Origin of the sequence: Rhodococcus sp. 21391, assembly GCF_016772255.1 — a bacterium.
GTDB classification, from domain to species: domain Bacteria; phylum Actinomycetota; class Actinomycetes; order Mycobacteriales; family Mycobacteriaceae; genus Rhodococcus_F; species Rhodococcus_F opacus.
Window position 1 is genome coordinate 1,420,914 of the sequence record NZ_CP063782.1, and the last position, 22,438, is coordinate 1,443,351.

The 22,438-nt window shown below is 68.4% G+C and carries 26 protein-coding genes and 2 pseudogenes; 14 read left to right on the plus strand and 14 right to left on the minus strand.

Going from position 1 to position 22,438, the window contains the following annotated elements; all coding sequences use genetic code 11:
* Positions 1–217: 217 nt before the first annotated feature.
* Positions 218–826: an Rv1733c family protein gene (locus tag GO592_RS41425; protein ID WP_011599201.1), complete on the minus strand. Its 609-nt coding sequence runs from the start codon at positions 824–826 to the stop codon at positions 218–220.
* Positions 827–966: 140 nt separating this feature from the next.
* Here GO592_RS41425 and GO592_RS41430 point away from each other — a divergent pair, with 140 nt between their 5' ends.
* On the plus strand, positions 967–2,130 hold the full coding sequence (locus GO592_RS41430) for a patatin-like phospholipase family protein (RefSeq protein WP_007297494.1): 1,164 nt from the start codon (positions 967–969) through the stop codon (positions 2,128–2,130).
* 88 nt (positions 2,131–2,218) lie between these two features.
* Here the strand turns inward: GO592_RS41430 and GO592_RS41435 are convergent.
* Positions 2,219–3,412 (minus strand): annotated as a pseudogene (locus tag GO592_RS41435) (IS110 family transposase).
* Positions 3,413–3,674: 262 nt separating this feature from the next.
* On the opposite strand from GO592_RS41435, the gene GO592_RS41440 reads away from it, so the two are divergent.
* Entirely contained in the window at positions 3,675–4,124 is a 450-nt protein-coding gene (locus tag GO592_RS41440; RefSeq protein ID WP_007297498.1) for a DUF1931 family protein, read from the plus strand.
* A gap of 432 nt (positions 4,125–4,556) precedes the next feature.
* On the opposite strand, the pseudogene GO592_RS45495 reads toward GO592_RS41440, so the two are convergent.
* A pseudogene (locus tag GO592_RS45495) lies at positions 4,557–5,041 on the minus strand (dihydrofolate reductase family protein); the annotation flags it as partial.
* 860 nt (positions 5,042–5,901) lie between these two features.
* Between GO592_RS45495 and phoU the strand changes: the two are divergent.
* Positions 5,902–6,549, plus strand: a complete 648-nt coding sequence (phoU, locus tag GO592_RS41450; protein WP_007297502.1) for a phosphate signaling complex protein PhoU — start codon at positions 5,902–5,904, stop codon at positions 6,547–6,549.
* Positions 6,550–7,206: 657 nt separating this feature from the next.
* Here the strand turns inward: phoU and GO592_RS41455 are convergent.
* Complete coding sequence (locus tag GO592_RS41455; protein WP_007297503.1) at positions 7,207–7,743, minus strand: DUF488 domain-containing protein; 537 nt, start codon at positions 7,741–7,743, stop codon at positions 7,207–7,209.
* Positions 7,744–8,043: 300 nt separating this feature from the next.
* On the opposite strand from GO592_RS41455, the gene GO592_RS41460 reads away from it, so the two are divergent.
* From GO592_RS41460 to GO592_RS41475, 4 genes are all read left to right on the plus strand, one after another.
* Entirely contained in the window at positions 8,044–8,724 is a 681-nt protein-coding gene (locus GO592_RS41460; RefSeq protein ID WP_007297504.1) for a TetR/AcrR family transcriptional regulator, read from the plus strand.
* A 179-nt stretch (positions 8,725–8,903) separates the two neighbouring features.
* On the plus strand, positions 8,904–9,215 hold the full coding sequence (locus tag GO592_RS41465; RefSeq protein ID WP_007297505.1) for a hypothetical protein: 312 nt from the start codon (positions 8,904–8,906) through the stop codon (positions 9,213–9,215).
* A gap of 331 nt (positions 9,216–9,546) precedes the next feature.
* Positions 9,547–10,767 (plus strand): L,D-transpeptidase, encoded by a 1,221-nt coding sequence (locus tag GO592_RS41470; protein WP_007297506.1) that lies wholly within the window; start codon positions 9,547–9,549, stop codon positions 10,765–10,767.
* Between the two features lie 223 nt (positions 10,768–10,990).
* On the plus strand, positions 10,991–11,524 hold the full coding sequence (locus GO592_RS41475) for an STAS domain-containing protein (RefSeq protein ID WP_007297507.1): 534 nt from the start codon (positions 10,991–10,993) through the stop codon (positions 11,522–11,524).
* Positions 11,525–11,672: 148 nt separating this feature from the next.
* Here the strand turns inward: GO592_RS41475 and GO592_RS41480 are convergent, their stop codons facing one another.
* From GO592_RS41480 to GO592_RS41505, 6 genes are all read right to left on the minus strand, one after another.
* On the minus strand, positions 11,673–12,263 hold the full coding sequence (locus tag GO592_RS41480) for an Rv1733c family protein (RefSeq protein ID WP_039951302.1): 591 nt from the start codon (positions 12,261–12,263) through the stop codon (positions 11,673–11,675).
* A gap of 108 nt (positions 12,264–12,371) precedes the next feature.
* Complete coding sequence (locus GO592_RS41485; RefSeq protein ID WP_007297509.1) at positions 12,372–13,151, minus strand: GAF and ANTAR domain-containing protein; 780 nt, start codon at positions 13,149–13,151, stop codon at positions 12,372–12,374.
* A gap of 58 nt (positions 13,152–13,209) precedes the next feature.
* On the minus strand, positions 13,210–13,524 hold the full coding sequence (locus GO592_RS41490; RefSeq protein WP_007297510.1) for a hypothetical protein: 315 nt from the start codon (positions 13,522–13,524) through the stop codon (positions 13,210–13,212).
* Positions 13,525–14,020: 496 nt separating this feature from the next.
* Entirely contained in the window at positions 14,021–14,455 is a 435-nt protein-coding gene (locus GO592_RS41495) for a hypothetical protein (protein WP_237720422.1), read from the minus strand.
* Positions 14,456–14,554: 99 nt separating this feature from the next.
* Complete coding sequence (locus GO592_RS41500; protein WP_007297512.1) at positions 14,555–14,788, minus strand: hypothetical protein; 234 nt, start codon at positions 14,786–14,788, stop codon at positions 14,555–14,557.
* Positions 14,789–15,056: 268 nt separating this feature from the next.
* Positions 15,057–15,491, minus strand: coding sequence for a hypothetical protein (locus tag GO592_RS41505; RefSeq protein WP_007297513.1), 435 nt, complete (start codon positions 15,489–15,491; stop codon positions 15,057–15,059).
* A gap of 180 nt (positions 15,492–15,671) precedes the next feature.
* On the opposite strand from GO592_RS41505, the gene GO592_RS41510 reads away from it, so the two are divergent.
* Positions 15,672–15,836 (plus strand): hypothetical protein, encoded by a 165-nt coding sequence (locus GO592_RS41510; RefSeq protein WP_157234238.1) that lies wholly within the window; start codon positions 15,672–15,674, stop codon positions 15,834–15,836.
* 219 nt (positions 15,837–16,055) lie between these two features.
* Positions 16,056–17,024, plus strand: coding sequence for a hypothetical protein (locus GO592_RS41515; protein WP_007297514.1), 969 nt, complete (start codon positions 16,056–16,058; stop codon positions 17,022–17,024).
* A 2-nt stretch (positions 17,025–17,026) separates the two neighbouring features.
* On the opposite strand, the gene GO592_RS41520 is transcribed toward GO592_RS41515, so the two are convergent.
* The 3 genes from GO592_RS41520 to GO592_RS41530 form a co-directional block, all read right to left on the minus strand.
* Positions 17,027–17,479, minus strand: coding sequence for a J domain-containing protein (locus GO592_RS41520; protein WP_007297515.1), 453 nt, complete (start codon positions 17,477–17,479; stop codon positions 17,027–17,029).
* A gap of 381 nt (positions 17,480–17,860) precedes the next feature.
* Positions 17,861–18,205, minus strand: a complete 345-nt coding sequence (locus tag GO592_RS41525; protein ID WP_007297516.1) for a hypothetical protein — start codon at positions 18,203–18,205, stop codon at positions 17,861–17,863.
* Positions 18,206–18,237: 32 nt separating this feature from the next.
* Positions 18,238–18,660 carry an Hsp20/alpha crystallin family protein gene (locus tag GO592_RS41530; RefSeq protein WP_007297517.1) on the minus strand — a complete coding sequence of 141 codons (423 nt, stop codon included), beginning with the start codon at positions 18,658–18,660 and terminating at the stop codon, positions 18,238–18,240.
* 129 nt (positions 18,661–18,789) lie between these two features.
* On the opposite strand from GO592_RS41530, the gene GO592_RS41535 reads away from it, so the two are divergent.
* Both GO592_RS41535 and GO592_RS41540 read left to right on the plus strand, forming a co-directional pair.
* Entirely contained in the window at positions 18,790–19,287 is a 498-nt protein-coding gene (locus GO592_RS41535) for a MerR family transcriptional regulator (RefSeq protein ID WP_007297518.1), read from the plus strand.
* Between the two features lie 674 nt (positions 19,288–19,961).
* Positions 19,962–20,321, plus strand: coding sequence for a WhiB family transcriptional regulator (locus GO592_RS41540; RefSeq protein WP_007297519.1), 360 nt, complete (start codon positions 19,962–19,964; stop codon positions 20,319–20,321).
* Between the two features lie 183 nt (positions 20,322–20,504).
* Here the strand turns inward: GO592_RS41540 and GO592_RS41545 are convergent, their stop codons facing one another.
* On the minus strand, positions 20,505–20,681 hold the full coding sequence (locus GO592_RS41545) for a hypothetical protein (protein WP_007300063.1): 177 nt from the start codon (positions 20,679–20,681) through the stop codon (positions 20,505–20,507).
* A gap of 385 nt (positions 20,682–21,066) precedes the next feature.
* Here GO592_RS41545 and GO592_RS41550 point away from each other — a divergent pair, with 385 nt between their 5' ends.
* The 3 genes from GO592_RS41550 to GO592_RS41560 all read left to right on the plus strand — a co-directional run bounded on the left by GO592_RS41550 (position 21,067) and on the right by GO592_RS41560 (position 22,430).
* On the plus strand, positions 21,067–21,333 hold the full coding sequence (locus GO592_RS41550) for a hypothetical protein (protein ID WP_007300062.1): 267 nt from the start codon (positions 21,067–21,069) through the stop codon (positions 21,331–21,333).
* 81 nt (positions 21,334–21,414) lie between these two features.
* Positions 21,415–21,981 (plus strand): helix-turn-helix transcriptional regulator, encoded by a 567-nt coding sequence (locus tag GO592_RS41555; RefSeq protein ID WP_231869100.1) that lies wholly within the window; start codon positions 21,415–21,417, stop codon positions 21,979–21,981.
* On the plus strand, positions 21,978–22,430 hold the full coding sequence (locus tag GO592_RS41560) for a hypothetical protein (protein WP_007300060.1): 453 nt from the start codon (positions 21,978–21,980) through the stop codon (positions 22,428–22,430). The genes GO592_RS41555 and GO592_RS41560 overlap by 4 nt, the downstream gene beginning before the upstream one ends.
* Positions 22,431–22,438 lie beyond the last annotated feature (8 nt).

Here is a 22,438-nt window from a genome sequence, read left to right on the forward strand (position 1 = left end):
CGATGACGAGGTAAGAGTCACCGGGTCCACCGTGCCAGGGGGACCGGGCGGGATCGGCCACAGGAGGCCCGACGCGGCGCGGCCTGCCCTCACCCTGGTCGACGTCGTGATGAGCATCAGCCCACCCACCGCGAACGTCGTCCAGGGCTCTGGTCGACCCGCGCATGGGGGCCGCTCTCCGAGGCGCATCGGCGCCTCTTTTCGGGCAGGGTGTTCGTCATGACTGGCCAGGGTCTGCGCCGAACCGGCTCCATTCGCGATCCCACCTGCGCATCCGTTGCCGGAGCAGGATCCGGTGCAGACCGACGAGGACCAGGTTGGCCACGCCGGCACCCAGTGCCCATACCCCGCAGGCGGCGGTCACCGCTACTGCCGCGTTCTGTGTGCCCGATCGGCCGGGATCGGCGAGGTTGCCGGCGGCATCGACCAGGACGGTGACCGTCTGCCCGGCCGTCGCGCCGGCGGCGGTGGGGACCACACCGGTGCGCTCTCTGCCCGCGGCCGACCACCGCGCCAGGGCGCTGTCACCGGGCTCGGGGTGTTGGAGTGAGGCTTCGATGTGGGCAGCGGGGTGGGCGTCGCCGAGCAGCACCGCGGGAACCGGACGCACCGTGGTGCGGACGATCTCGGCCTGGCGCTGCATGCGGGTGTAGGTCGCCGTCCCGAACGAGGCGGCGAACGGCACCAGCGCCGCCAAGACCATCGCAGTCACCAGCAGCGCGACTGCCTCGGCCCGGTCACCGCCCCGCATCAGCCGGTTGCGGCTCCAGGGCCGAAGTCGCCACCACCGCACCGGTGCCGGGACCGGAGCCGGATGTCGCATCATCGACCTCCATCGAGCGTCCCTTCACTCGATTGTGCGACCGGATCACCGGTTCGTGCACCCCACCCACCCGACCGGTGCGGCCGCGGACGACGACGCCGAGAATCCTCCGCCGGGTCACGGGCATTCGATATGGTCGGCGGGTGACCGACCGGGTGGGACTCGTGGTCGCGGGTGGTGGCGCCCGCGGCGCCTACGAGGCCGGTGCGATCACCTCGCTGCTTCCCCGGCTGGGCCGATCGCCGACGATCCTGGTCGGAACCAGCGCCGGCGCCCTGAACGTGGTCGGGCTGGCCGCAGGGGCCCATCACGGCATCGACCAGGCCGCCGAACGCGTGGTGTCGTTGTGGGATTCGGTGTCACTGGGCGATGTGTTCTCGGTGACCGGCAGCCTCACCAGGGGCGGCCTGCGGTATCTCGGGCAACTCGCCGGGTTGCCGATGCGGTTGCCGAGCCTGTTCGACACCACCCGAATGCGTGAGACCATCGGTGCCCTGGTCTCGTTCGAGAAGGTGCAGGAGAACATCGATCGGGGGCTGGTCGAGGCCGTGGCCGTCGCGGCCACCTCGGTGGCAACCGGCGGCACCGTCGTGTTCGTGCACAAACACCCCGCGATCGCCCTGCCACCATTCGACGCAAACCGCAACATCACCTACGTCGAAACCACATTGCAGCCCGAACACGTCCTCGCGTCGGCGGCCGTGCCGGCGCTGTTTCGGCCCATCCACATCGACACCCCGGCAGCGTGGGCCGGCTGGTACGTCGACGGCGGCGTCCGGCTGAACATGCCCCTCAAACCGGCTGTCCAGATGGGCGCCGGTCGGCTCGGTGTGGTCGCCACCCGCCCTCGGCACTGGCCGGTCGGGTTGCCCTCGCAGCAAACGACCGGCACCGGGGAGCCGGACTTGTTCAACACCGCCGCGGTGATCTTGCGGGCCATGCTCGCCGACCGGATGGTCGAGGACCTGCACCGTCTCGAAAGCCGCAACGCGGAAGCCCGGGCGCACCCTGAGGCGGTGCTCTATCGACACATCGACGTCGAATTCGCGGGGCCCCCGTTGGACCGGGCGAACAGTCTCGCCGTCCTCGCCGACGAGATCCTCCGTCAGCGCTTCCGCGGGCTGCAGCGTCTGCGGAATCCGCAACTGAGTCTGCTGGCGAAACTGTTCGGTGGCGAGTCCGCGCAACCCGCCGACCTGCTCAGTTTCCTGTTCTTCGACCCCGCCTTCACCACACCGGCGGCCGCCCTCGGACGGGCCGACGGCAGGCTCCGGTATCACCCCCGCCCGGCCGGGCACTCGCGGTAGTACCACGACAGGTCCCGACTGCCTCCGACACCGGCGAGCGGACCGGAACGATCCCGGTACAGCAAAGGGGGTGTCCCTATGGTTTTCGTCAAGCCGCTGAGGGGGTTGGATTCCGGTAGAGTTCCTTGTTCTTGAGCATGGCGTAGAGGACGTCGCAGCGGCGTCGGGCGAGGCAGATCAGGGCCGCGTTGTGTTTCTTCTTCTCGTCCCGTTTCTTGTCGTAGTAGGCGCGACTGGTGGGGTCGTGGAGGGCGGCGAAGGCGGACAGGAACAGGGCGCGTTTGAGTTTCTTGTTGCCGGAGCGGGCGGGGTGCTCGCCACGGATGGAGGATCCCGATTTTCGGGTGACCGGTGCGATGCCGGCATAGGCCGCCAGGTGGGCGGCGGAGGGGAAGGCGGAGCCGTCGCCGACCTCGATCAGGATCCGAGCTGCTGTCCTGACGCCGATGCCGGGCATCGAGGTCAGGACTGGGAAAGAGGGTGGTCATCGAGGGCCCTCTCCACGTCCGCGGCGACCGCTTTGCGTTGTAACAGGGTCTCTTTCAGTGAATCCGCGAGTTTGGGTAGAACGGTTTCGGCGGCCGTGGTGCCGGGCACCACCACGGCCTGCTCGTCGAGGGCGGCAAGGATGTCGGTGGCCAACCTGGCGCCCATTCGGGGTGCGTGCTTGACCGCGATCGCGGTGAGCTTGCGCTTGCCGGCCTGCCGGATTCCGGCCGGCCCGCCGCAGCGGGAGAGGATCTCGAGGACCGCCGGATGGGTTATGCGGGGGCCGAGGACCCGCTCGAGGGCCGGGTGGATGGAGGTGAGCAGGCCGCGGATGCGGCCCAATGACCCGGGTGGCCTCACCGGCAAGGTCGTCGTCGAATCCGACGAGGACCTCGAGCTCGGCGAGGGCCTCGTCGCCGGTATCGACCCGGCGCAGGGTGTGCGGCATGGTGCGGGCGGTATCGGCGATGATGAACGCGTCTCGGGCGTCGGTTTTCGCCTGTCCGGGGTACAGGTCGGCGATGCGGCGCATCGCCAGTCCGGGCAGGTAGCCGACCTCGTGGCCGCCTACGCGGGCCACGGTGACCGGCAGGGCGCCGATCGTATTGGGTTGGTCGACGACCACCAGCACCGATCCGTGGCTGGCCAGGCGGTCGAAGACCGCCCGCAGCTTCGCTTCGTCGTTCGGCAACGCCTTGTCGTAGATCTTCTTTCCGGCGGCGGTCAGTCCGACGGCGTGGTGTTCGCCTTTGCCGACGTCGATGCCGCAGTACACCGCATAGTTCGAGTCCATTCAGGGGTCGTCCCTTGTGTCTCGGTCGGCCGGTCGCCGATCCGGCATCGACGCCCGGCACCCACGTTACAAAGAGACCTACCCAATTTCGGTTGGCCGTGTCCCTATTAGCGGTCCGTCGACGCCACCACACCCGGCGTCACCACCCCCCGGATCATGCGAGAGACAGGGGCAAGGAGTCATACCGGGTCTGGCGACCGTAGCCCTTCTGTGAAGGACCGTGAATAAGGTAACGGGCGTGAGTGAGAGGAGGTGTGTACGGATGACCGTGATGGATGTGGCGGCATTTCAGCGTCTGTTTCGGCGGGCGGCCGGGATCGACGTCGACGGCACCGACCTCACCCGCTACAACGCCGTGGTCACCCGCAAACTCTACGACCTACTGCTGGCCGGGCAGGCGTCTGCGGCGAGCCACCGCCGGTACATCATCGAACCCGAGGACCTGCCGATCACCCCCGGAATGCAGACAAACATCCGCATCTTCGCCTCCTTCGAGCACCGGATCGAACTGGAGCGCATCCTCGCTCAACTGGCCCTGTATCCACCGCTCGACCGGATTCCGGCGACCGAAACGAAAGCCCTGTTCCCGGACATCGTCGGCGGCCTCAGCGTCGCGCCCGCCCGCACCCTCGCAATCGTCCACCCCGGTATCGCGGCGCCGCAACCCGAACACTGGGAAAAGCTACGCACCCTCATCGACCTGTACCTGTAAGCGAACGGCCCGGCTCCGCTGATCGTGGAGCGGTGCATCCGGGCGCCATCCTTGGCACAGTCTCCTTGCCTGGCGCGGGCGTCACAGGGTGCTCTCATCTGGTGCTGGCGCAATCCGTCCGCGCGGCGCAGTCTCGACAGTGGGGAGGAGTAACCGGTGCCCGGCGGCACCCGGCGACCCCTCCGTCGGAGTCGTCCACGTCGTTACGGATGCCCCTGATCGTCGACTACCTCGTCGGCACCGACACCGAGATCGCCGACGGCCGCGGTGCGTTGACTGGGGTCACACAAAGCAGGGAGAGGCGTGCGAGCTGGGTTCGGGTGGGCTGGCGCGATGAGCCCTTGATGAACCCTTGAGAGAGTGCCGATGTTTCACGGCGACCACCCGACACCATCGATGTGGCCCTGCCTCTTCCGTTCTCGGCTTTTCACATCAGGTTTGGCTGCGTGACGGGGTGGGTGCATGAACGCACTCAGAAATGACGGTGGGCTGGTAGACGAACTCTTGGACGTTGTTGTCGAGTGTCCGGTTCTCGACCAGCTCCAGGTCGAAGTCCGTCGCCCCTTGGAAGATCGGGTGATCGCCAGCCTGAGCGTGATCACCGGGAACAGCGTCACCTGCTGGCGGTCGACGAGGCCGGCGGCCATCAGCGTCCGGGTCATCGACAGGCTGCCGTGCGAGCGCAACGGCACCTCGGACTCCTCCTTGAGCCGGGCGTCGACGTCGACGCCGTCACCGCTCACGACGGTCGCGTCCGTCCAGTCGAGAGGTCCTTCCCGCGTCGTCGACACCACCGTCGCCGGCAGGCTCCTCATCTAGGTGGCCCACGGGTCGAGCACCGACTCCTCGGTGCTCGAGGCCAACAGCTGTGTGAACGCCCGACAGGTGTTGGCTCCGAATATCATCCGCTGCTCTGCCGTTCTGGAACCGCGCCCGGCAGCACCTGTGCCCGCAGTACCGGCACGGTTGGTGACAACAATTTGATGACACCCCGCTATCCGGACCCCGCCGTGAGGCGGGCGGTTCAGGCCGGAGGAAGCAGCGGCGGTACCCGGCGAAGACGCCCACACGGTCGCAGCCGGTAGAGATGCGGGGCAGCACGGCATCGGGCCCGGTCGCTCTACGGGACTGACCATCTCCTAGAACATCATCTGGACAGTCGGGACGACCATCACCGTCAATCGCGCCTCCGCCCTTCCCGGTGGCCGATGCCGTTCAGTCACATGGCGGTGCGTCGTCGTCGCTCGAATCAGGCTCTTCGGCAGCGCGGATTCCGGCCCTCGATCACTGCCGGGGTGTGCAGGGGTCGGCGAATCGAAGCAGCACTGGCATCGACCTTCTTTAACCGTCCTCGGTGGCCGGACAACGAGGACGGCCAAGGCCACGACCGGGGCGCCATCGAGTCGCATATCGATTGCGCACCGGTTCAGGACATTGTCACGGATTCGGCGTACACGTTCCGCGCCCGAGCCGAGGGCACCACAGTCACCTACCTGCTTCCGGCCGACCGTTCCGAGGCAGCGTCGGGGCGCGCCTACCCGAAGCCGTGGACGAGGGGATCGCCGACCGCTGAGGACCTCAAAGCCGAACAGCATCCGCCGGTAACGTTGCCCCGCATCCGAGCGGTGTACCCGGTGTCCCGCCGGCAGCGTCAGTCGTGTTTCGCGCCGGCGGGACCCTTCTCCCTAACCGGATCTCCCGCGCAGACTTTGCTGTCGACGACGGAAGCACCCAATCGGCTGCCGTTGTCAGTAGCGAATACACCAGGATGGTGCCCATGCGGATGAAGTTTCAGGAGAAACTCGATGCGCTGACCGACCGGTTGGCGTCGATGTGTCACCTGGCAGGACAGGCCGTCGAGTCGGCAACAGATGCCCTGGTGGTGGCCGATTTGCGCGGGGCAGAGCGGGTATTCGACCTCAGCGAGCAGATTGAGGCGTTGCGGGGTCCGTGTGAGGAGCAGGCGATGGCGCTGCTGGCGTTGCAGGCTCCGGTCGCGCGGGATCTGCGGCAGGTCATTACCGGGGTGCACCTGGTGACGGATCTGAGCCGGATGGGTGGGTTGGCGCAGCATGTGGCCGAAAGCGTGCGCCGCCGGCACCCGAACCACGTCACTTCTGGGGAAGCCGAGCAACTTCTCGGACGGATGGGGCGGTTGGCGGGCGCGTTGGCGGGTCTGGCCGAGCAGGTGCTGCGGACCCGAGATCCGGAGCTGGCCGCGGAACTGGACCGGCGCGACGACGAACTCGACAGCCCGCATCGTCGGTTGTTGGACCTGATTCAGAAGCCCGCGTGGTCCGACAGCGTCACCGCTGCGGTCGACGCGACCTTGCTCGGCCGCTTCTACGAACGATTCGGTGACCACACCGCGGTGGTCGGCCGCCGAGTGATCTTCTTGGTAACCGGAGAGCAGATGGCGCAGTAGCCCAAGTGCCCAGGGTCGGATGGCTTGCAGCGATGGCGTGGCTGCCATCCGTAAGCCTCCCGAGAAGTGGGTCCCTCGGCCCATTCCCGCCCGCGACGGGCGTGGTCAGTGCGCCGAGCAGGGCGTCGCGGCGGGCGGAGACGTCGACGACGAATTCCGGGTCCCCTGGGCAAAGCACAGTGTCGCCTGCACTACACCGGCACCACCCCGTCGTCGGCGACATCACCATCGACTACGAAACAATGCCGCGGCCCGCCGACCCCGGCCGGGTCCCGAACCTCAACAGCGTCGAACCCGTCCGCCGACGCCATGACCCTGCTCGCCCACTGGGCAGCCACCACGCTCGCCGCCATCGCATCCGCCGACCACCCGGCCTACACCACCCGGGAAAAGCGGTTCGGCGACTCCACCTCACGAAACGCGCCAGGTATCGACGTGCGATCATCGGCAACTCACCTCGGTCTCGCGGCGGCCACAGCCGGGTGCGTCCTGTGCGGCATCACGGTGTTCTGCTGCGTTTACCCTTTCTCCAGGGTGCGGTAGCTGGCGGTCCCCGCCAGTCGCGTCGTGCGCATCGTCTCGTCGGCACCCTGAATCTCGCTCGCGACCATATGTTTTCAGCACAGACAGGACACCACCACGGGGATGGTTGAGGAATCAATGCGTTACCCGAATGTCGTCCCACACCACTTGGCCGTCGGGTCGCACCCGAGCGCCGTCGGCCGGCAGGTGCGGAACTTGCCGGCCATCGTGCATGAGGTGCTCGACCTGCACCCCGGCCTGTAGCACCGCGACATCGGCGACAAGTCGGCGATGGCAACGCCACCACACGCTTTCGCTGCACATCATCGCCGGACGTTGCCGTGTCGCCTGGTCCAGCAATTCGGTGAAGGCCGCGGCGAATTCCGCGGTGCGAGTATGGGCGGCGTACGCGGCGAACTGTTCGACGCGCCACCAGGGGTCCTCGCACGGTGTTCCGCGCGGCAGGCGTCGGCGCCCACCCAGCCGCGGCTCGAGACGATATCCGATCCCCGCCTGCGGCAGCCACTGTGTCAGTGCCTCGCTGCTGACGTCGGGGTTGCGGCGGCTGCCGGGATACCGTCGGATATCGACGACGGCGTCGACGGCGGCGGCATGCAGCAACGCTGCGAGTGCCTCGCGATCGAGGCGGCCGTGTCCCACCGAAATCAACATCAGGCCACCTCATCGGAGAATGAACATCGTCGTCCTCCACTATCCACCGCGCGTGGACGGGACGAGATGGTGAGAGTGGACGTCGCGGTCTGCGCACCGTGCTGCCGCACGATCCTCCGCATACGTAGCTGACCACCCGGCAGCCCTGCTCTGGTACCCAATTCCGGAACCCGCGCATTTCGTTACGCCTGTGGACATGCGATTCGGCAAAGAATGCCACGATTTTCGACGCCAGCGGTTCGGCCGACGCCTCGGGCCGACTCGAGACCCATCTTCTGCGCCACCGTTTAGGATCGGGCGATGCCCCGGCTTTCCGCAGACGCCCGCCGCCACCAACTTCTCGAGGCGGCCCTATCCGTCGCCGAGGACCGCGGAATCGGGGACGTATCGCTGCGGGCGGTCGCCGAGGCCGCCGGAGTGTCCCTCGGGCTGTTGCACTACCGATTCGCCGACAAGAACGAACTCATCGCGGCGATGGCCGATGCCCTGATCGTCCAGATCAGCGACGGCCTGCGGCTGGCGTTCGGACAGATCGCCAGCGCCCCCCACCTGACCGGTGTCGACGGACTGCGGCGGGTGCTGCAGACCGGGATCGGGGCCCTGGTCCCGATCCTCGAATCCACCGCCGGACGGCAACTACTCACCTACGAGATCACCACCACGGCGCTCCGCCGCCGCGACACCGGGGACAGCGACGGCGGGCAGGTCGCCGACCGCCAATACCGCACCATGGACACCGAGGCCGTCGACTTCCTCCACCGGTGCGCGGAACGGACCGGCACCACCTGGCGCATCCCGGTCAGCCTCGTCGCCCGCTCCGCCCTCGCCGGGTTGGACGGGCTGGTGCTGCGGTGGCTGGTCGACCGGAACACCGATGCTCTGATCACTGGCCTCGACGACCTCATCTCGATGATCACAGTCAAGGCGATAGCGTCCCCCATCGATGCAACACCGGCGGTTCGTCCTATCTCGCGCGCGTAAATAGTCAGGTCCCAGATCCCGTGCAGCACACGACGGAACGACGGCCTTACTCATGTGAGGTGCCCGTTTTAGCTGCCGAGCCGCGCGACCCTCTGTACCGCCTGGGCGGGGTGCGTGATGTGATTCGGTCGAGGTGTCCGCGCTGTGCGATCCCGCGTGCACGGAAGAGGAGGGCCGGGATGATCGAAGTCGACTACATCGACGTGATCGGGGCGCAGTCCGTGCTCGAGGTGGCCGAAGTGGTCGCCGCGGCGCTCGGTGCCCGGATGGAGATGGGCGGCGAACCCGGCCTCATCGTGGTCACCGGAGCGCCCGATCCCGATCTCCGGATTGTCATCGGGCTGGCGATCAACGACCGCGGGTTACCCGACAGGTGGACCAGGCGAATCACGATCACCCACGAACGCGGTGGCGACGAACGGCGCCGCTGGGCCCAGTACCTCCACGGCGCCCTCACCGAACGTCGGAACTGGACCCTCACCTCACCATGAGTATCCGGCTGGGCCCTCCGGCCGAAGGGGTCAGACGACCGGAGGGTCCGGGCTGTCGCGTGGAGTTGTCGTCCGAGGTCACGCGGCAGCACGCCCACCGGATACCCCGACCCGACCGGTTCACTCCTGATCCCGTTCCGGCGTATTACGGGGTGCCACACCCCACATGGGCACCCCTCGACGCACACCGGCTCGCAGAAAAGGACGCGAGCACGCCACGTTGCAGGTGGGGCCGCGAGGGTAAGGGGCAATGCCGCGAGCTGCCTTGGGTGACCGCCGTCGCACAGGAACTGCACCCGCGCGTACCCTTCTGCACGGGAGAATCGGTGCCATGCACGCCCGCCGCCGTCTCGGTCAACTCGCCGCCGTTCTCGCAGTCCTGCTGCTCGCTGTCGCGGCTGCCTGCGCACCGTCCACCGAACAACCCGCTGGGCCGGCCACGCCGCCGCCGGGACCGAAGATCACCGTGTCCCCAGCCGACGGCACCGCCACGGTCAACCCGCTCGACCCGGTGTCGGTGAACACCACCGGTGGCACCCTCGAGACGGTCACCATGACCAACGACGAAGGCCGGGTCATCGAGGGCATCTTCACCCCCGACCGCCTGTCCTGGAAACCGGGAGTACCCCTCGGCTACGGCCGCACCTACACCCTCGCGGTGACCGCCATCGGCGACCAGGGTATTCGGAGCGAGAAGACCAGCACCTTCTCCACCGTCACCCCAGGAAACCAGACCAAACCCACCTTCGTCACCACCGGCGGGAACCTGCTCGCCGACGGCGGCACCTTCGGCGTCGGCATCGTCATCGTCACCCACTTCGACGAACCGATCACCGACCGCGCCGCCGCCGAGAAGGCCCTGCACGTAGAAGCCACACCCCCGGTCAACGGCTCCTGGTACTGGGCCGACGACCAGAACGTGCACTGGCGACCGGAGAACTACTGGACACCCGGCACCCAGGTCACCGTCCGCGCCGCCGTGTACGGCATTCCCCTCGGCGAAGGCCTCTTCGGACAGGAGGATGCGCAGACCTCGTTCACCATCGGTGACGCCCACATCTCCGTCGCTGACGACACCACCAAACAGGTCACCGTCACCGACAACGGGCAAGTGGTCCGCACGATGCCGACGTCGATGGGTCGTGGCGGCACCGAGGTCGTGGGCGGGCAGACCCTCTCGTTCTGGACCCAACCGGGCATCTACACCGTCATCAATAAGGCCAACCCGGTCATCATGGATTCCTCCACCTATGGGTTGCCGGTGAACTCCCGCCTCGGATACAAGGAAACGATCAACTACGCCACCCGCATCAGCAACGACGGCATCTACCTCCACGAACTCGCCGACACCATCTGGGCGCAGGGCAACACCAACGTCTCCCACGGGTGCCTGAACCTCAGCCCCGACAATGCCCGCTGGTTCTACGACTTCTCCGTGCCCGGCGACATCGTCGAGGTCCGCAATACCGGCGGCGCTCCCCTCGAGCTGTGGCAGAACGGCGACTGGTCGCTCCCGTGGGACCAATGGCAGGCCGGCAGCGCCCTGACCTGACGAGGAGACCGGGGCGGTCATGGCCGTCGCAGGAGCAGCTCGTGCGATCAGGCTGCGGTTGAGGGTTTCGTGACCGCCCCGATCCGGTTACCGTCAAGGGCGCAGGTTCAGACACCAGCCCGGCAGTCCACCCATCACCGCGGACGGGTGCCCGCCCACCTCGGCGGGGGAGCTCTCCCCCCCAGGGTCCGCTCCCGCCCGCTCACCCGGGGGAGCACCTTCCATGGTCTATCTTCGTTCCGTCATCGACAGCCCGCAGCATCTGCGGCTTGCCCTGTCGCAGACCGCGTTCTTCGACCAGGCCGATCCCGACGAAGGCGGTTTCGCCCTCGAGGTCGACGAACCGGCCGGCGGCCCGATCGTGCTCCGGGTGAGCGGCGACCTCGATATGGTCACCGCACCGATTCTGGCGGCCTGCCTCGACGAGGTCGTGTTGCGCGGGCGCTGCGCCGTCGTCGACCTGCTGCCCGCCGGGTTCGTCGGCTGCGCCGCACTGGCCGTCCTCGCCGACGCCGGCACCCGGCTCCGTGAGCAACGCAGCCGACTGACCGTCGCCGCATTCGGACCCCTGCGGCACATCCTCGACGACGCCGGGATCGATGCGGTGCAGTGCTGCGGCACCCTCCCCGACGCGTTCACCGCCGCCCACACCGGGTCTGCGTCCGTGGTGGAGTTGGTGCGGCCGAGGCCGGGCCGTCCGGCCGCACCGCGCCGCCGACCGTTCGGCGCGCGCCGGCCCACCCCATCCATCGGATGACCGCATCTGGTGGGAGAGATGAGTTTCGGCCACGACACGGTGGGGCGTAGCGTCGGGGAGGTGGATTCGGTGTGCATTCTCCGATCCGGTCCGGATACGGCTTTGTGAGCCCCTGGGGGCTGTATCCGGACACCGGGGAAGCGGCGGGTCAGCGGGGTGGTTCCGCGAACTTCTTCAACGCCTGATCCCACACGCGCAGCCGGGACCGGACCAGCATCCGGTGCACCCCGCCGATCACCAGCCCGCCGGCGCCGGCCAGGACCGCCCACAACCCGCAGGCCGCCGCGATCGCCAGCACCGCATTCTCGGTGCCACCGCGCGGGTCGAGCAGCTCCCCGTCCGGGCCCACCTGCACGGTGACGGTGTCTCCGGCCCGCGCCTGCGGTGGCGCCGGAACCTGTCCGGTGTGCTCACGCCCGTCCACCGTCCACCGCGCCCAGGACGAGGCGCCGGTGTCGATGATCCGCACCGCCGGTTCGGCCTGCGGATCGATACCGGCGTCGACGAGCAGGACCGCGGGGACCGGCCGCGCCTGCGCGGCCAGCGCCCGGCTCTGCTGCTGCAGCGAGGTGAAGGTTTCGGTCCCCACCGCCGCGCACACCGGCACCAGCAACAACACCACCGTGACCACCAGCGCAACCACCACCGCCTCGACCCGATCGGTGCCCCGCATCAACGGGTTACGGCTGCACGGCTGCAACCGCCACCACCGCACCGGATCCGGTGCCCGCCCCGCCATGATGCTGCCCTTTCGAATACTCCCCTGCGCCTTCGGCATTCGGACCGAACCACCGCCCATCCTGCGATCGCCTCACCCGGTGGCCTCGACGCACGTCGCTTCCGGATCTCACAGCGGCGGTGGGTGATCGGGGTCGGCGAACTCGGCCATGAGGTGGCGGGCGACGGCATGGACCTTGGTGTTGGTGCGTTGGGAGATCTCGGACAACCGGGTGAAGGCCTCGTCGGCGCCGATCCGGTGCATCGCCATCATCACCCCCTTGGCCTGGTCGATGTCCGCCCGGGAGGTCAGCGCCTCGGTGAGGTGCTCGACCTGCCTCTGCGCGCGTCGCCACCGACGGGCGTTGCTGATCGCGGCCGAGGCGGCGGTGGTCAGCAGCTGCATCAGTTTCTCGTCGAACGGGTCGAACGCCGCCGCGGTGCGGGCGTAGACGTTGAACGAGCCCGCCAGCTCTCCCGGATCCTCGCCGGGGGTGTCGACGATCAACGGCACCGACAGATACGCCCGGATCCCCGCGGCTCGCGCGGCGGCGGTGAATTCCGGCCACCGGTCGGCGTGCTCGCCGACAACCGCCCGCACCGGGCGCCGTGAGATCGCCGCCTGCAGGCACGGACCGCGGCCGGCGGCGTACTGGTCCCCGTCGATGGCGGCGAGGGTGTCGTCGGTCAGGGCCACGGTGCGCGGGCCGGCGTCGTCGAGATGGGTGACGCTGACCGCGTCCGCGTCGGGCACCGCGGTGGCCGCCGTGCGGGCCAGCCGCCCGAGCACCTCCTCGAGCGGCTCCTGCGCGGGGGTCTCGTCCCGCAGCACCGCCAGTGCGCGGGTGACGGTGTCGAGGGCGTGCGCCGCCTCGGACCGCGACAGCGGCGCGGTGCTGATCTCGCTCATCTCGCACCCCTTTCCGCGGCCCGGCCGGTGCCGTCCGGCGGGGCCGGCGTGGTTACAGCTATTCCTCCACCACCTCGTACCCCACCGCCCCGCCGGCGGGTTCGTCTCGATCCTCGTCGTCGAAGGCGACGGTGGTGGCCTGCTCGAGCCGGTCGGCTTCGGGCACATCCCATTCCGTCTCGAGACCCCCGGCACGCCACGAGTCTTCGGCAGAGCTGACCGGTTGGGTCTGCTCGAATCGGTCGGCCTCCGGCGCATCCCAGGTGGCGTCTGCCTCCCAGTCGGCGGGGCCGGCCGCACCGAGGGCGGGATCGGCGGACAGGTCTTGTTCGAGGCGATCGGCCTCGGGCACGGTGTGCAACGGATCGTTCATGGCGCTCACCCCTTTCCGCTCGAAACCGGGACATTGCGCTCCCGGATATCCAACGAAATTCTGGACATATTCTACGACGTCCAGAGGAGTAAATCTATTGCTTCTGTGCAAGATCACGAAGGGGTGGTGACACCGCCGTGCTCCGCCGTCACCGGTCACCCTGTCCGGCGGTGGAGCCATCGACTCATTCGCGGACACGGGCCCGCGTACTCGTCGGCCCAGCGGGTACCCGAACTCCGGCAAGGGCGACAACCGCCCGTCCGCCCCGTCCTGGAGGTGAGTACGGTGATCAATCTGTACTATCCGCTGGTCATCGTCCTGTACGTCATCTCGGCGCTGTGGCAGGGAAACCTCGGACACTGGTGAACTCGATCGATCATTGACCGATCTCTTTGCGTGCGGCCGGGCCCAACCGCATTCCGCGCCCGGACTGCGGGGGCTGTTCTCCCCCAGGTAACCGATTCTCACCACTGGGCGCTGCCGTCCTTCACCAGCGCTATCGGTGATCGTCGCGCTTGGGGTCGGCAAACGTGCGCAGGAACACCCGGAACGTGCGGGGTAATCGGGGTGTTCCATCGGGTCCGGTCACGAGGATCGCGCTACCCGCGACCGTGGTGAGCAGCCGCAGGATGGTGGTCGTGGGCCGGCCACCGCCGGTCAGGGTGAGGAGCTTCGCCCGTTCGGTGGGACCGAGCCGCGACCACAGCTTCACGTAGCTGATGTTCTCGGGGACCCGGGTGTCGGCTTGGTGAGTCCAGTAGGTGAAGGTGAACCGCCGGATCAGCGGGGACCGGGTCGGGGAGGTGGTCCGCAACTCCAACCGCTCCCACCCGGCGATGCCCCGCTCGCCGAGCTCGGTGGACGCATGCTCGAGCGCCACGTCGTGGGAGCAGAACGCGGGCAGGTCCAGAGTCAACCGGATCGACGGCACCTCGCCCACCCTAGGCCGCTGCGCCCGGTACATCCCGACACCGGGGACGAGGCGTGGCGGGCAGTGCCGCCGACCCAGGACGCGGCAGACGGGAATGCCTCAGGGAGTTTCGTCTCCGCGTCCGGTTGTCCCGCCGCGTCCCGCCGCGGCCAGCAAACGTCGCCGCGCGAGGCCTTCGAGTCCGGGCGGATTCGGGTCGGCCCGTCGGTGGACGCTGCTGCTGCTCGCTTCGCGCCGACACTGCCGCACGATCTGCGTGACCGTCGGCAGCGGCACCCGGCCGTCGAACTCGCCGCACAGCCGCTCGACGATGTCGGCGTAGGAATCGGGCACCGCACTCACCACCTCCGAGAAACCCCAGTGACCACGTACCCCGGACCGGTGTCCGGCAAAACCGGCGTCCGCGACACGGGTGCGCGACGCAGCGACAGCCCCGCGTGCACGACCGGTGTCACCAGCAGGTGAGAGGGCGACTCCCATGCGATCACAGGAGCATTGGGGAACGGTGTCGAGTCGACAGATCCAAATTTTTCGGCGACGGTTGCCGTCTCCGACCGACGGTGCCCATCCGTTGCGCCCGGTGGTTACCTCGTCTCGGTGGTCAGCCGGATTCGGTGGAGAATGGGCTGACCCCGAGGTCGAGGACGTCGACGGAGGCGGGCAGTCTGATCTGGTGCCAGCTGGTGGTCAGGGTGAGGGCCCCGCCGGTGCGGGGGTAGCCGGGGATCCAGTAGCAGGGTGCGGTGCGGTACTGCTCCGGCGGCCCGGGCGGCGCCGCACACGACGCCGGTTCGTACGGGTCGGCGTCCCCGGCCTGGTCGTCCATCCTCACCCGCACCCGCAGATACGACCAGTGCGCGGACTCATCGTGGGGGTCGGTCAGCGGGCGGGTCTCGTGGCGGGCGAGTTCGGCGCGGATGCCGGTGGCCACCAGGACCAGGGACAGTGCCACCCCGGCCTGGTAAGCGGTGACGCCGGTCAGCTGCACTGCCACCTCTGGCCGGGCGATGAGGACTCGGCGGCCGTGCACCGCCATACCACCGGATGCAGGTGGGGCGATCCCGGGCCATCGGTTCCGCGCCATATCCCATGGTCGCACCGGGTTCGCCGCCCCTGCCACCTCCTCCCCTGGTTCCTGACCGGACGGTGTGGAAGGCGATCGCCCGCGCCGGTGTTGCACCGGAGGGACAACGATCGAAGAATCGGCGGAAAACCGATGAACAGGAATGTGCGATACGCCGTCGCAACGTTCCTCGGGGTGGATCTGGCCACCGCGACCGAAGAGCAGGTCCGTCGAGTCGACTTCTACACCACCCTGATGGAGGCGCAGGTCGTCCGAATGTTGCTGCGGTTCGAGGACTTTCGTCCATCTTGGGGATGATCGGTTCCGGTTATCCGGGGCCGGCTGCACGTCCCGGATGGTGAGGGGCAGTTTCCCGGCCACGCAGTGTCTACACGTGTCCGGCGCATACACGTGCGCTTCCTCCTGCTGCGGGTTACACCCGCGCCGGGTGGGGTAGTCCTGCCAGCGGTGCCCGTGCGGGCACCGCGTACCGAAGATCCCGATCCGAACCATTCTTCGTGAAGGGGTGATGCCCTGATGGCTTCGACCCCGAATACCGCCGCCGCCCTGCTGGCGCAGCTGCGCGCGATCCACGAGCTGACCAACACCGAGATCCAGATCGCCGAGACCCGCATCGCCCAGGCCCGCACCGACGCGGTGCGCCGCGAGCTGACCGAGAACGCCGACAACGCCCGCGCCCGGGCGGCGGCGATCGAGGCGGCGATCCGCGACCTCGGCGGGCTCCCCGACGTGGTCGGTCCGCTGGTCGGACGCGCCGCCGCGGCGGTGAAGGCGGTGACCGAACAGGCCCAGCCGTTCGACGAGGCCCTGCTCGGGGACCTCGCGCTCGAACACCAGCTCCTCGTCCGGGCCCGGTACCTCAAGGCCCTCGCCGCCGCCACCAAACGCACCGAGATCGAGGCGCTGGCGTTCCGGCTGATCACCGCGCATTCGGCCACCGTGGACTGGCTGACCATCGTGCTCGCCGAGGACGCCCTCGGCGGTCCCGCGGCGTTGCGGCGCACCCCGATGCAGGCCGCGGCCGGCACCGCGGTCCGGTGGATCAACACCCCGGTGTCCTGGTCCACCCGCGGGCTGGACCGGGCGATCGACACCGCCCGTGCCGCCCGCCCCCGCCTCGAGGCACTGCTCGGCCGGGGCGCGCACGCCGGCGACGTCGCCGTCAAAACCCTGACCGCCTCCCGCGACGCCGCGCTCGCGACCGCCGAAGAAATCACCCGCCGCGAAGGCGCCACCGCGGTGGCCGAGGCGATCCACTCCGCCCGCACCACCGCCGGTGTCCTCGAACCGGGTGAGCTGCCGATCGGCGACTACGACGACCTCACCGTCCCGCAGGCCGTCGCCGCGGTCAAGGACCTGACCGATCCCGCCGATATCCGTGCCGTCGTGGTGTACGAGGAAGCCCACAAGAACCGGCACGGGGTCGTCTCCGCCGCCCAGACCCGCTTGGCCGCCATCGCCCAGGAAGTCGCCGGCATCGACTGATCTCAGCGGTGTCGTCGGACCGGTCCGATCCACAGGCCGGTCGCCGGTCGCCGCGGCGGGGGTGGGGTGTCGACCACGACGATCACGCGGATCCCCGGCGGGACCGGGACCCGCGGCGCTCGTCCGGGGCGGGCCCGGGGTTCGGCCGCCCGCTCGGCTGCCAATCGCTCGGCCGATCGTTCGGCGACCAATCGCTCGGCCGCCGCCCGTCGGGCTGCTTCCCGCTCGGTCGCTTCCCGGTCGTGGGCGGCCCGGGACTGCGGGTCGCGCAGCAGGGCGTACGCGGTCAGGATGTGCTGGAGGTGCTCGTCCGCGGCCGGGTCGGTGGGTTGGTCGCCGGTGCGGGTGTCGGGGTGGTGTTCGCGCAGCAGTCGCCGGTAGGCGCTGGCGATCTCGGACTGCGACGCCGCAGAGGACAGTCCCAGCACCCGATACGGATCCTGCTCGGTGGCCATCACCCTCGCCTCTTTTAGTGCCGGGTGCACGAGAAAGGTGGTCCCGGGCTCGGGATGCCGGAACCACCAAGGCGGGGCGGGCCCGACCCGCACGAAGGGACCGCCCCCGCTTGTCACGACTATCGGGTGGGCACTGCCCGCCCGGCACGGCCGATGGTTACCGTCTGCCAGTCAATGGCGGTGCGCCCCGGTCGAATCCGACACTCCGAGCATGGGTTTGCCGGATCGGCGGTCGGCGCCGTCACGTTTCTCACTCGGCGGGTCGGCGGTGCCGGACGGTGTGGTCGAAAGCGGGTTCGCCGCGCCGCGCGGGAAGGCAATGACAGGTGAACAAGGCGGCAGCGGGCGAACCCGGTCAGCTGATGCACTCGTGTGGGTTCATCACCCCTTTCGTGCTCGACGACCAACTGTGCTCGTCTGTGGACAGATCGGGTTTCTCGGTCTCGGAGGTGAGCGTTGCGTGGCCCGGATTCCGGGGGCCGGCGGAGCCGTCACCGTCCACCTCGGCGATGTGGGAGGGGATGGGCGCGGCGGGCCGGCCGGTGCGGTGGCCACCCGGTGGAGCAGGACTACGGCCTGCGGCGTGAGCGCGTCGGCGAGGATGCGGTCCGAATCGGCCACGAGCTGTGCGTATTCGAGTTCGTGCCACGGCCACATCATCTCGTGTTCGGTGCGCTCTTTGGTGTCGGTGGCGTTCACCTCGGCGACCATGTTCGCCTGTGTCATCTTCTGCTCACCCCCTCCCGAACCTTCTCGTCTCAGGCGTTGACGGCCTTCCTCTCGGAATGTCCGCTGCTGATCTCGATCTTGCGGGGCTTGGCCTTCTCCGCGACCGGGATCGTCAACCGCAGCACCCCGGCGTCGTAGTTCGCCTCGATCTTGTCGGCATCGAGATTCTCACCGAGGAACAGCTGCCGGCTGAACACCCCGCGTGGGCGCTCGGCGGCGACCATTTCCTGGTTGTCGTCGAGTGCGGCCCGTTCGGCGCGCACGGTCAGCGTGTTCTTGTCGACGTCCAGATCCAGCGAGTCGGCATTCACACCGGGCAGATCGAACTCCACCACGAACCGGTCCTCTTCCCGCCAGGCGTCCATCGGCATCACCGCCGGACGGGCCGCGGTACCGAGGATCTGCTGCGTCAGACGGTCGAGGTCGCGGAACGGATCCGTCCGCATCAACATCATGTCCACCTCCTGAAACCCTTTCATTCCACCAGGTAAACTTCCAGCAGATGCTGTAGGTTCGTTATAGCATCTGTCGTAGACTATGACAAGAGATTGTGCGAGAAAATTCCCGATCGGAGCACGAAAATGTCCGAGAAGTCCGAGCAGCCCGAGGCCGAATCACCGTCGGTGCGTGGTGTTTACGGCATCTCGGTGGCCGCCGAGCTGTCCGGGTTCGGGGTTGCGGCGCTGCGCCTGTACGAGGACTACGGACTGATCACCCCCGGCCGCACCGCCGGGGGCACCCGCCGCTACAGCGACTACGACCTCGCCCGGCTCAAACGCATCGCCGAACTCATCGACGCCGGCGTCAACCTCGTGGGCATCGGCCGGGTCCTCGACCTTGAGACCCGCACCGGCGACCTCGAACGCGACAACCGCCGCCTGGAAGCGGACAACGCCCAACTCCGTGCCGAACAGGACCCCGGCACCACCTCCGCCGAACCCGCCCGCGAGCCCACCGGTGACGCGGCACCGGAGCCGGAGACCACACCAACCGGGCGACGTCGGCGCCCAGCGTCCCGCGGCCGAACCCGCCTGGGGGACGGTCCCGCCCGGGAAAGAGCCAGCGGCGACCACCACTGAGGGCATGCCCCGCTGGGGCTACGATTCCCCGGGCAGATGCATCGCCAGGGTCGTGCCCGTGGGATGGTGTCCGAACCTGCGTGCCGACGGACGGGTCCGGACCTGACGGACAGTGAGGGGCCCCGGCGTCGGGGGGTTACGTCGGGGCCGATATTCCTCGAATCCGGACTCGGATGGGGGATTTTCTCGAGGAACACCGTCGAGAATACGCCGCCCCTACGGCGGTGGTCCGCCGGGTCACCGGGAACGAAGAGGGGTCGGGCTGGAGAAACCGACCAGCGTGTCGTTATCATGTGGAGCACGCGTCACGTTACCCCGGACCCCGGTGGCGAGAGAGGTGAACCTCGTTGCCCCGGACCCCGGTGACGAGCGACGCGGAAGAGGCCCCGAACAGTGTGGCCTTCCCTCCTCGTCTGCGATGTCGTCCCATGCCCGCCGAACTCGAGCCAGGGATCGGCGATCCGGCAACATCGTCTGTCACATTGTCGGCCGATCACTTATCCCCGTCGCACGCTGGCCGCTCACTGCGATCCGTCCGCTGTCTCGACGCGGGGCCTCGACCGATGCCGTGGTGTGCGCGGCGTCGAGGGGTCGCCTCGCACACCACGTTTCGACCCAAGTCGGCGCACCGGCCGGTCGCGTGCACCCGAGCACCCGAGCACCCAAAAGGATCCATGACCTCCCCGCACCGTCACACGCCGCCCCGCCCCGCCGACTGGGGCTGGCAGCGCCACGGGTCCTGCCACGGCGCCGGCACCGCGATGTTCTTCTCCCCCGACGGTGAACGCAGCTCCGCTCGCGTCCACCGCGAACAGCAGGCGCGGCAACTGTGCGCGCAGTGCCCGGTGCGCACCGTCTGCCGCGATCACGCGCTCACCGCCGGTGAGCCCTACGGGATCTGGGGTGGCATGAGCGAGGCCGATCGGACCCGCCACCGCCGCCGCGGCCGCCGCCGTGAGAGCGCCGATCCTCGCCCGCACCGACGTGACCACGACACCTACCATTCCCGACCCCGTGAGAGGACCCATCGATGACCAACATCGCCCTGCTGATCCTGGTGATCGTCCCCGGGCTCGCCGCATCGCGCGCACTGCAGCATCACCTCGAGCACACCACCCGCCGGGCGACATCTGGGGGTCTACCCGCGGACATGGCCGCCCACACATCAGCGCACCGCAGGGCTCGCGCCGGCACCGGGTCGGGGCCGCGGCGGGTGCTCAGAGGTCGGGGTGCTGTGGCCGCCGAGCGGCGGCGGAACACCTCGCGGTGGGCCGATAGTTCTCGAGGAGGTCGACGGGATCGTCGGGAATCCCGCCGGGCGGGAGGTCGGCGCCACCGCTGCAACGATCGGCGTGGATGCGCTGCTGCCAGTATGTTTCGCTCCGGCCGATCATGCCGATCCCTCCTTGGGTCGTGCCGACCCGGTCTCCGACTCGCGTCGGGGAATCGCCTCGTTCCGGGGTAAGTCCCTGAGGGGCAACCGACGCCGTGATCTCTGTGCCGTCGTGTATCAGGCACTTGATGTCACAGTTCATCGTGCTCCGCGGGTGTGGGAGCTGTCCACATCACTGCCGGTCCGACAGAAACGCTCGGTGACGGTGTCTAGCCCTAAACTCTGTGCGCAGTGCAGGAGGTTCTGGAAGGTCCGTTTCCTGACTCAGGTGGCCGCGACGACGTTGGAGGTTCCGATCAACACCGAGCCCGGTAAACCCACACGCTGTCGCCACCGTGTGGGCACAGGCGCGTCTCGGCACGCGGCCCCGCACCCGAGGCCGGCGAATGGGTGAGGCGTGGGATGAAGTCAGCCTCAAGGATGCCCGGCGGTCGCTGGACAGCGAGGTCTATGCGGTCGTCGAGGACCTCGTGAAGAACAAGGGCTGGCGCCTGCGGGAACAGGGGCACAAGTACGCGATCTACTGCCCTTGCACTGACGGGCGAGCGAACTTCATCACGCTCCCCGGGACGTCCAGGAACCCCGGAAACGCCGCCAAGCGGGTCAAACGATCCGCATCACGTTGCCCTGACCGGCACGAGCTGATGAAATAACGATCGCTGTTTCCAGTTGACAACAGCATCGGGGATGAGGAAGCTGGGGTCATGTCCCCGACCGAATTCGAGCTTATTTTCGTGACCCCAGAAGTCTCCGGCCCAGGTGATACCCGGATCGCGGCGGTCGAGGAACTGCTGGACATCGTGGTGGAGTCGCACAGCGGTTTGACGCTTGCCACGGTGACCGCCGAGGGTGACGACGCGGTGACCGCGGCGCTGGACGCTGCGGCAGTGCTGTCGTCACGCGGCCTCCCGGTCGTGCGGTCGTACCCCGACCTGGTCACCCGCCAGGACATCGCCGACCGAGCCGAGGTATCGCGGCAAGCAGTCGGAAACTGGGTGCGCGGTGACCGCATGCAATCGGACCCTTTCCCGGCGCCGGTGAACCTGGTCGGTGGCGGCGCGTGGTTGTGGGGAGATGTTGTCGCGTGGCTCCGCCGACAGGATTACAAGATCGACGACATCGAGTTCCCCTCGATGGACGACCATGTCCGCATCGACGCGGCACTCGTCGGTGCCCCGAGAAGGACGCCGAAGATCAGCGGACATCTCGAGGCGAAGGTCGGGTTCGCCCCTGCCGTTGTCGGAATCAGCCGCGACTGGGCCGGGGACAGCTTTCAGTCGAGCTATGCACTAGCCGTATGACAGAAACATCGTCTCCTCGCACTGTCGCGGACGCCCGCGAGTTCCTCGAGCTGACGGAGCTCACCGATATCGTGTTCTTCGAAACGGGCGCTCGGCGCAAACCCGACGTGGAAGAAACTCCACTGTCCATCCAGATTGCGCTGCGCCGCGAAGAACTCCTCCTGGAAGTTCGATGCCGGGCAACCGTCTCCGGTTCAGGGGGCGAGTACCTCGCCGACGCCTCGGCGGTCTTCACCCTCCGGGAGCCGATCGAAGCCTCCGATGCGATCATCACAGAGTTCGTCGAGCGTGTCGGAGTGATGTCCGTCTACCCGTATCTCCGCGAATCCATCACCCAGTCCGGCGCCAAGCTAGGCCTCGACCGTCCCGTCTTGAAATTGCTGCGACCGGGCGATATCCACATCACTGTCGAGGACTCCGACGGCGACGAATCAACCGACGCCACCTGACGCGTCAG

Excerpts from the sequence above, each read along its gene's own strand:
- GO592_RS41480 (WP_039951302.1), bottom strand. The coding sequence starts at position 12,263 with ATGGCGGGGCGGGCACCGGATCCGGTGCGGTGGTGGCGGTTGCAGCCG.
- GO592_RS41505 (WP_007297513.1), bottom strand. The coding sequence starts at position 15,491 with ATGGCGGTGCACGGCCGCCGAGTCCTCATCGCCCGGCCAGAGGTGGCA.
- GO592_RS41510 (WP_157234238.1), top strand. The coding sequence starts at position 15,672 with ATGAACAGGAATGTGCGATACGCCGTCGCAACGTTCCTCGGGGTGGAT.
- GO592_RS41515 (WP_007297514.1), top strand. The coding sequence starts at position 16,056 with ATGGCTTCGACCCCGAATACCGCCGCCGCCCTGCTGGCGCAGCTGCGC.
- phoU (WP_007297502.1), top strand. The coding sequence starts at position 5,902 with ATGCGGATGAAGTTTCAGGAGAAACTCGATGCGCTGACCGACCGGTTG.
- GO592_RS41470 (WP_007297506.1), top strand. The coding sequence starts at position 9,547 with ATGCACGCCCGCCGCCGTCTCGGTCAACTCGCCGCCGTTCTCGCAGTC.
- GO592_RS41520 (WP_007297515.1), bottom strand. The coding sequence starts at position 17,479 with ATGGCCACCGAGCAGGATCCGTATCGGGTGCTGGGACTGTCCTCTGCG.
- GO592_RS41425 (WP_011599201.1), bottom strand. The coding sequence starts at position 826 with ATGATGCGACATCCGGCTCCGGTCCCGGCACCGGTGCGGTGGTGGCGA.
- GO592_RS41560 (WP_007300060.1), top strand. The coding sequence starts at position 21,978 with ATGACAGAAACATCGTCTCCTCGCACTGTCGCGGACGCCCGCGAGTTC.
- GO592_RS41540 (WP_007297519.1), top strand. The coding sequence starts at position 19,962 with ATGACCTCCCCGCACCGTCACACGCCGCCCCGCCCCGCCGACTGGGGC.
- GO592_RS41440 (WP_007297498.1), top strand. The coding sequence starts at position 3,675 with ATGACCGTGATGGATGTGGCGGCATTTCAGCGTCTGTTTCGGCGGGCG.
- GO592_RS41460 (WP_007297504.1), top strand. The coding sequence starts at position 8,044 with ATGCCCCGGCTTTCCGCAGACGCCCGCCGCCACCAACTTCTCGAGGCG.
- GO592_RS41490 (WP_007297510.1), bottom strand. The coding sequence starts at position 13,524 with ATGAACGATCCGTTGCACACCGTGCCCGAGGCCGATCGCCTCGAACAA.
- GO592_RS41525 (WP_007297516.1), bottom strand. The coding sequence starts at position 18,205 with ATGACACAGGCGAACATGGTCGCCGAGGTGAACGCCACCGACACCAAA.
- GO592_RS41455 (WP_007297503.1), bottom strand. The coding sequence starts at position 7,743 with ATGTTGATTTCGGTGGGACACGGCCGCCTCGATCGCGAGGCACTCGCA.
- GO592_RS41475 (WP_007297507.1), top strand. The coding sequence starts at position 10,991 with ATGGTCTATCTTCGTTCCGTCATCGACAGCCCGCAGCATCTGCGGCTT.
- GO592_RS41550 (WP_007300062.1), top strand. The coding sequence starts at position 21,067 with ATGGGTGAGGCGTGGGATGAAGTCAGCCTCAAGGATGCCCGGCGGTCG.
- GO592_RS41485 (WP_007297509.1), bottom strand. The coding sequence starts at position 13,151 with ATGAGCGAGATCAGCACCGCGCCGCTGTCGCGGTCCGAGGCGGCGCAC.
- GO592_RS41545 (WP_007300063.1), bottom strand. The coding sequence starts at position 20,681 with ATGATCGGCCGGAGCGAAACATACTGGCAGCAGCGCATCCACGCCGAT.
- GO592_RS41465 (WP_007297505.1), top strand. The coding sequence starts at position 8,904 with ATGATCGAAGTCGACTACATCGACGTGATCGGGGCGCAGTCCGTGCTC.
- GO592_RS41535 (WP_007297518.1), top strand. The coding sequence starts at position 18,790 with ATGTCCGAGAAGTCCGAGCAGCCCGAGGCCGAATCACCGTCGGTGCGT.
- GO592_RS41530 (WP_007297517.1), bottom strand. The coding sequence starts at position 18,660 with ATGTTGATGCGGACGGATCCGTTCCGCGACCTCGACCGTCTGACGCAG.